This window comes from uncultured Jatrophihabitans sp., assembly GCF_964246335.1.
Taxonomy (GTDB): domain Bacteria; phylum Actinomycetota; class Actinomycetes; order Mycobacteriales; family Jatrophihabitantaceae; genus Jatrophihabitans.
The window spans coordinates 1-6,926 of sequence record NZ_CAXTQF010000105.1 but is presented as its reverse complement, the minus strand read 5'-3'; the positions used below and the strand labels follow the sequence as shown (position 1 = coordinate 6,926).

Annotated in this window: 6 protein-coding genes and 1 pseudogene; 3 read left to right on the top strand and 4 right to left on the bottom strand. The window is 72.7% G+C overall.

Annotated features, from left to right (window positions below):
• From ACFFCN_RS18115 to mtrA, 4 genes and pseudogenes are all read right to left on the bottom strand, one after another.
• A pseudogene (locus tag ACFFCN_RS18115) lies at positions 1–262 on the bottom strand (ComF family protein); the annotation flags it as partial.
• Between the two features lie 144 nt (positions 263–406).
• Entirely contained in the window at positions 407–2,152 is a 1,746-nt protein-coding gene (locus ACFFCN_RS18110) for an LpqB family beta-propeller domain-containing protein (protein WP_375493940.1), read from the bottom strand.
• Complete coding sequence (mtrB, locus tag ACFFCN_RS18105; protein WP_375493938.1) at positions 2,149–3,855, bottom strand: MtrAB system histidine kinase MtrB; 1,707 nt, start codon at positions 3,853–3,855, stop codon at positions 2,149–2,151. Before mtrB ends, ACFFCN_RS18110 begins: the two co-directional genes overlap by 4 nt.
• A 25-nt stretch (positions 3,856–3,880) precedes the next feature.
• The gene (gene mtrA / locus ACFFCN_RS18100) at positions 3,881–4,570 is read right to left on the bottom strand and encodes an MtrAB system response regulator MtrA (RefSeq protein WP_375493936.1); all 690 of its coding nucleotides are present in this window, start codon (positions 4,568–4,570) and stop codon (positions 3,881–3,883) included.
• 115 nt (positions 4,571–4,685) lie between these two features.
• Between mtrA and ACFFCN_RS18095 the strand changes: the two genes are divergently transcribed.
• The 3 genes from ACFFCN_RS18095 to ACFFCN_RS18085 all read left to right on the top strand — a co-directional run.
• The gene (locus tag ACFFCN_RS18095) at positions 4,686–5,537 is read left to right on the top strand and encodes a hypothetical protein (protein ID WP_375493934.1); all 852 of its coding nucleotides are present in this window, start codon (positions 4,686–4,688) and stop codon (positions 5,535–5,537) included.
• Complete coding sequence (locus tag ACFFCN_RS18090) at positions 5,531–6,196, top strand: DUF4129 domain-containing protein (RefSeq protein WP_375493933.1); 666 nt, start codon at positions 5,531–5,533, stop codon at positions 6,194–6,196. Before ACFFCN_RS18095 ends, ACFFCN_RS18090 begins: the two co-directional genes overlap by 7 nt.
• A gap of 23 nt (positions 6,197–6,219) precedes the next feature.
• The coding region (locus ACFFCN_RS18085) for a DUF4350 domain-containing protein (RefSeq protein WP_375493931.1) at positions 6,220–6,926 on the top strand (707 nt) is incomplete at its 3' end.

Sequence of the window (6,926 nt, the reverse complement as noted above, 5' to 3'; positions counted from 1 at the left end):
GTACCGCGCGGACCGCCCCGGCCAGCAGGGCCGCGAGGGGGGCGGCGAGATCGCGCCGGCCGCGCTCCTTGTACCGCAGCAACGCCGCCCGGAGCGCGAACTCGTAGGACCCGGCGGCGAAGGTCGGCAGTTCGTGGCCGGGCACCGGCGCCGGGGTGTCGCCCGGCGAGCACGCGGCGCAGAGCACGGTGCCGCCGCGCGCACAGCCCACACACGAGCGCGGGAGCACGAGATCGACGATGTCGCTGAGCACGGCGGCCATGTGCCCAGGGTGGCGGGGCCGAGCGACCCTCGCGACCCGGATCGCGCCGGTTGTGGACGAACGAGCGATTCGCGAGCGGCGTTGTGGACGACCGGCCTGCGGCCCCGCACGGTGCTAGGCCCTGGCCCCGCCGGGCCCGCGGAGTCAGCCGAGGTACACCGGTGCGACACCCGCTGTCTGGCCGCTGCGTAGCGGGCCGGACCAGCCGGTCGCGCTCTGCTCCCAGACGTCACCGTCCGCCGAGACCCACGCGCGCGCGTCGTTCGCGATCGTGACGGTGTCGGCCGGCCCCGGCAGGCCGGCGGTCGTGCCGCCCGCCCAGCCCGAACCGTCGATGTAGGAGGTGAACACATGTGGGCCGCCCGACGATCCGACGTCGCCGATCACGATCAACTTCACCGCGTCGATCCACGCTGCGTCCTTCACCAGAACGCCCTCCGGACTGACCGGGACCAACTTCCCGACCTGGACGTCGGTGCTGCTGCGCAACACGGGGCCGACGAACAGCTGACCGGAGTTGCTCGCGCCAGAGATCACCATCGCGATGCGTGAACCGTCCGGGCTCAGCCGCAACGCGGAGACGCGGCTGGCCTGGAACGGCAGCTGGACAGTGACCCGGTGGACGGTGGCGCTGCGGCCGTCCGTCGTGACGCGGTAGACGGTCGTGCCTGCGGCCGTCCACACCTCCGCGCGGCCGGGTGCCCAGGCGGGCCGGGACAGCACACCGCGCACCGATGTCGGTTTCACCCCGCCCGACTGGGTGCCGATGACCAACGTGCCGGTCGTCGACGTCGTGGGTTGCACCCCCGCGATCGTCAGCTGGCCGATGGCGGCGGGCCGGGCCAGCGCGATCGACCGGAAGACGGACCGCGCAACCGGTCCGGTGAGCGCAAGACCACGCGCGGTACGAATCTGGTTCGACGGCGGTGACACGTAGTAGAGGTCGGCAGCAGGCGCCGGCGGCCCGCGCAGGGCGGTGAAATCCTGTGCCCGGAAGCGCACGCCCCCGGCCTGCGGAATGTTCACCGGGCGCCGGCCGTCGTAGAGCTCGAAGAACGACGGGCTGATGACGCCGTCGAGCGTCTGGCTGATCTGGGCAGCCAGGACGTTGCGAGCCGCAGCAGGCAGCGCCGAGCTGCCGGTGATCTGCACCTGTGCGATGTCCCCGTCATCACTGACTCGCGCCGGCGCGGGGACGGTGTCCAGGTTGGCCGAGATGGCCTGCACGTCCGGCTGCTGCGTGTTCGCCGCCAGCTGGGCGAGCATCCAGTTCGCGACCTGGGTGGGCTGTGACAGCGCGGAGAAGCGTGGCACCGGCACGAGCTGGGAGTTCGGTCCGACGTAGTAGAGGACGCGTTGCTGGAACGTGTCCCGGAACTGATCGCTCGTCAGCAGCACGCCGGGGTATGCGCTGGTGATGCGGTACTGACCGCCGACCATCTGCACCCGGTACTTGAACGACTGGGGCGCGCCGTCACCGACGCCGTACAGCGAGGGCTGATACACCCCGGCGGAGTTGACCGTGCCGATCTCGCGCCCCTCGACCTGCAGGTCCCCGGTGCGCGAGTCCCATTTCGAGATGACGGGGTTGTTGCTGATCACCGTCGCCGTCCCGGTCGACCAGGCACGCTGCGCGTCGCGGCTGAGGTACTGCCGCGCGGCGGTGAAGTTCTGGTCTGCGTACTGGCTCGCCTCGCCGAAGTAGGACAGCAACGACCGCGGGTCCACGTTCGGCGGCGGCCTGGCGGGCGCGCTGCTCTCCTCACCCAACCCGAGCGACTGGATCGCCTGGGGCCGCGACGACGACGGCACACCCGTGCAGGCAGCGAGCCCGAGCACGACGGCGAGGAAGAGGGCGAGCGCGATCACTCGGCGGCGCGAGCCCGTCACTCGTCCTCCTCCTCGGTCTCGTCCGGGTCGAGCGGCAGCGGCGAATGCATGAGGGTGTGACCACCCTGCCGCGGCAATGTCAGCCGGAACTGTGCGCCACGGCCGCGCTCGCCCCACGCCTGCAGCCAGCCGTCGTGCAACCGTGCGTCCTCGAGCGAGATGGCGAGGCCCAGGCCCGTGCCGCCGGTGAGCCGGCTGCGCGAGGGGTCGCCGCGCCAGAACCGGTTGAACACGAGGCCGGCCTCTCCGGGCCGCAGCCCGATGCCGTGATCGCGCACCGTCACCGCAACCGCGTCCGCGTCGTAACCGACCCGGATCTCGACCGGTTTGCCCTCGCCGTGGTCGAGCGCGTTCGCGACGATGTTGCGCAGGATGCGCTCGACCCGACGGGCGTCCATGTCGACGTTGACCGGCTCGTCGGGGACGTCGACCACGATCTCGCTGCCGTGTCTCTGCGCGAGCACCAGACTGGACTCGACCGTGCCGGCGACGACCTCGCGGATGTCGGTGCGCACCGACTCGAGCCGCGCGGCGCCGGCGTCGTGCCGGGAGATCTCGAGCAGGTCGCCGAGCAGCCCCTCGAACCGGTCGAGCTCCGTGGCCAACAGCTCGACGGCGCGGGAGAAGTCCGCCGGCAGCTCGTCGCGACCGCTGTGCAGGTACTCCGTGGCCATCCGGATGGTCGTCAGAGGTGTGCGCAGCTCGTGGGAGACGTCGCTGGTGAAGCGCTGCTGCAGACGGGACAGGTCCTCCAGACGACGGATCTGGCGTTGCAGACTGCCCGCCATGTCGTTGAACGACTCGCCGAGCCGCGCGATGTCGTCGGTGCCGTGCACCGGGATGCGCTGCGCCAGATCGCCGCCGGCGAGGCGTCCGGCCGTCTCGGCGGCGACCCGCACCGGCCGCACCACCTGGCGGGTGACGAGCAGGGCGATGCCGAGCACGAGGATGACGAGCGCCAACCCGGCGAGCAGCACGGTGCGCTGGACCAGTGCGATCGTCTGCTCCTCCGCCGTCAGCGGGAACAGGTAGTACAGCTCGAACTGGCTGCCGCTGGCGGCCACGGGCTCGCCGACGATCAACCCGGGCACGGTGCCCCCGCCGTCACCCACATCGGTGATCGGCGCGTACTGCATGGCGAGGTTGCCGCGCTGGACACTGCGCTGCAGCGCGCGCGGCACGTCGCGCACCGTGCTGCTCGCGACGCCGCGCTGACCGGAGGCGCCGATCTCGACGGTGAAGATGCCCGCGCCCGCCGGGCCGGACGACACGCTGTCGCTGATCTCGTTCTCGGCGCCGCTCAGGCTGTCCAGGCTGTTCGTGACGGAGTCGAGCGCGTTGCGGGCCGGGTGCAGCCCGATGCGCGCCTGGGTCACGGCGGCGTCGCGCTTGGCGTTCAGGATGCCCGCGGACACCTTGTCGATGAGGAACAGGCCGATGACCAGCACGATCACGGTGGCGACGACCGCGGTCGTGGCGCCGACCCGCAGCTGCAACGAGCGCCGCCAGGCCTCGCTGACGAGGTGCGCCGTCCGGGCGGCGGCTTTCGCGACCGCCCGCATCGCCTGCCTGGCGCCGCGGGACAGCGCGTCGACGCGCCCGGTGCCCGGCACTCCGACGGCCGTGGCCGCGCGCGGCTGATCGGCACCGGCACCGTCGGCGCTGTCGGCGTGGTGCTCGCTGCCGGCGCGCGTCACGGTCATGACGGCAGCCGGCGATCCGCGGTGCTCACGGCGGGCCGGCCTTGTACCCGACCCCGCGCACGGTCAGCACGACCTCGGGATGTTCCGGATCGCGCTCGACCTTGGCCCGCAATCGCTGCACGTGCACGTTCACCAACCGGGTGTCCGCGGCGTGCCGGTAACCCCATACCTGCTCCAGCAACACCTCCCGGGTGAACACCTGACGCGGCTTGCGTGCCAGCGCAACGAGCAGGTCGAACTCGAGCGGCGTCAGGGAGATGGGTTCACCGCCGCGGGTCACCTGGTGCGCCTGCACGTCGATCTCCACCAGCGCGCCGGGTGGCCCGATGGTCAGGCCCTCACCACCGATGTCCTCGTGGTGGCGCAGCCGTGCACGCATCCGCGCGATGAGCTCTTTCGGTTTGAACGGCTTCATGACGTAGTCGTCGGCACCGGACTCCAGCCCGAGGACGACGTCGACGGTGTCGGTCTTCGCGGTGAGCATGATGATCGGTGTGCCGCTCTCGGCGCGGATCGCCCGGCACACCTCGATGCCCGTCGCGCCGGGCAGCATGACGTCGAGCAGCACGATGTCGGGCTTGGTGTCGCGGAACGCCTGCAGCGCGTGGGACCCGTCGGCGACGAACGACGGGTCGAACTGGTCGGTGCGCAGTACGATCCCGAGCATCTCGGCCAGGGCGGAATCGTCGTCGATCACCAGTACGCGCGGTTTCACGCGCCCATGGTGTCACCTCGTGCCGTGCCGAGCAGGCAGCGACAGGGTCACGCGGCCCGCTGCCGGCCCCGACGGCATGATGTAGACGATCACGACGGCGCAGGAGGGGGCGCGGGTGACACAGGCACCGGCGACGCCGGCCGACGCGCAGCTGCGCCCGCTCGGCACCGCCGAGATACTCGACGGCGCGGTCCGTCTGGTACGCGGCAACTTCCGCGCCGTGCTGTCGGTATCGGTGCCGGTAGCCGTGGTCACGACCGCGCTGCGCGCGTTGCTGCTTCTCGCGCAGGCCGAATCGCCCGGCGCGACGATCGGCTCGGTAGGCGGCGGCGTGTTCCTCAACGCGTGGGCGGGCGTGCTCCTGGGCGGTCTGCTCGCCCCGCTGTTCGCGGCATCCCTGCTCGGGCATCGGCGCAGCGTGCGCGCCACGTTGCCGCGTCTCGCGCGGACCGTCGGCATCCTCGCGCTGCTGGGCCTGCTGGTCGCCGTCGCCGAGACGGCCGGCCTGTTCGCGTTCGCCGTCGGCGGGGTGTGGCTGTGGGGAGTCTGGGCGGTGGCGGCGCCGGCGTGCTCGACCGAGCAGCTGCGCGTCTTCGCCGCCCTGCGCCGCTCGACGCAGCTGGTGCGCAACACGTTCTGGCGTACCTGGGGGATCCGGGCGCTGGGCTGGCTGCTCACCTCGGTGCTCGGCATGTTCGTGACGCTGCCGGCCCAGCTGCTCGCCGACCTGGTCACCGGCACCGGCACGCTGGACAGCACCGGCGTCGCCGAACCGACCCTGTTCGTCGCGATCGTGGCGGTCGGCACCCTGCTCGCCGCGGCCGTCGTGGCTCCGGTCGCCGCCGCGATCGACGTGCTCCTCTACACCGATCTACGGATGCGCAAGGAGGGGCTGGACCTCGTGCTGGCGCTCCCCCCGGCAGCGGAACCCGACGTACCGGCGCCCGCGCCGGTCACTGCGTGGTGACACCGCGGCACGCCGGCGGCCCGGTGGACCCGGTCGGCGGCGCGGCGGCCAGACGCGCGGTGCGCGCCATTCTGCGACGCGCCGAGTACCACCGCGACGACCCCGGGCCGGTGACCCGTGCGCTGCACTGGATCGGCCGGCAGCTGTCCAAGCTGTTCGGCGGTGGTGGCGGCGGCACGCACGCGATCCTGCTGGTCGTCCTGGTGTTTGTTGTCATCGCGCTCGTGTTCGCGGTCCGCGCAGGAGTCGCGCGACGGACGGCGTACGCCGAGCGCGCACCCGAGGTCGACCTGCTCGAGGCAAGCAGCGCACGCGATCACCGGCGCATCGCCATCCGGCTGACGGATGAGGGCCGTCATGCCGAGGCGCTGCGCGAATGGTTGCGCGCGGCCGTGGCGACGATCGTCGAACGCGGTGTGCTGCCACCGCGGCCCGGACGCACCGGCGCGGCCACGGCGCACGAGGCGGGGCCGCTGCTCCCCGCGGCCGCAGCCGAACTCTCCGCCGCGATGCACGCCTTCGACGAGGTCTGGTACGGCGGACGAGCGGCGGACGAGCACGACGTGCGCGCGGCGCGTGCCGCGGCCGACGCCGTGGCATCAGCGCGCATCCGGCACCCGGCGGGCCTCGCAAGCGCGGGGCGGGCCGCACCGCGATGACCACGATCGCACCCGCACAAACCGTGAGGGCGCCTGCCGTCGCGCCCCTGTGGCGGCGCACCCGCTCGTGGCTCGCACTCGCCGGCATCGTCGTGGTCGGCGCGCTCGTCGTCACGCTGCTCACGGGCGGCAGCGGCCGTCCGTTGGATCCGGCGTCGGCCAGCAAGAGCGGCAGCAAGGCCCTGGCTGTGCTGCTGCGTCAGTACGGCAGCACGGTGCGCTCCGGTGACGACGTTGCCGCGGCGCGACGTGCCGACCCCGGCGCGGTCGTGCTCGTGACGGCGCCCGACGACTACTCCGCCGCCCAGCTGCGACAACTGCGGGCGTCCGCCGCGCTGCTCGTCCTGGTGGCACCGGGCACCGCGGCCACACGTGCAGTCGCGCCCGGCGTCGAGCCCGAGCAACCGGAGGAGGACGACCCGACCGGCGGCGCCGACGACCAACCCGGCTGCGCCGACCCGGGCGCGCAAGCCGCAGGCGGACTCGCCCTGCCCGACGACGCCACGACGTACTCCGGCGGCACGCAGACGTGTTACGGCGGTCTGCTCGTCACCGCGCCGAAGGTGGCGATCCTCGGCTCGGCGCAGCTGCTGCGCAACGATCACCTCGGTGGCGAGGGCGTTGCGGCCTTGGATGTCAACCTGCTCAGTGCGGACCGCACGATCCACACGACGCGGTGGCTGCTGCCGGGCGGCGACGCGGCCGGCTCCGGCCCGGCGAGCGTGTGGGC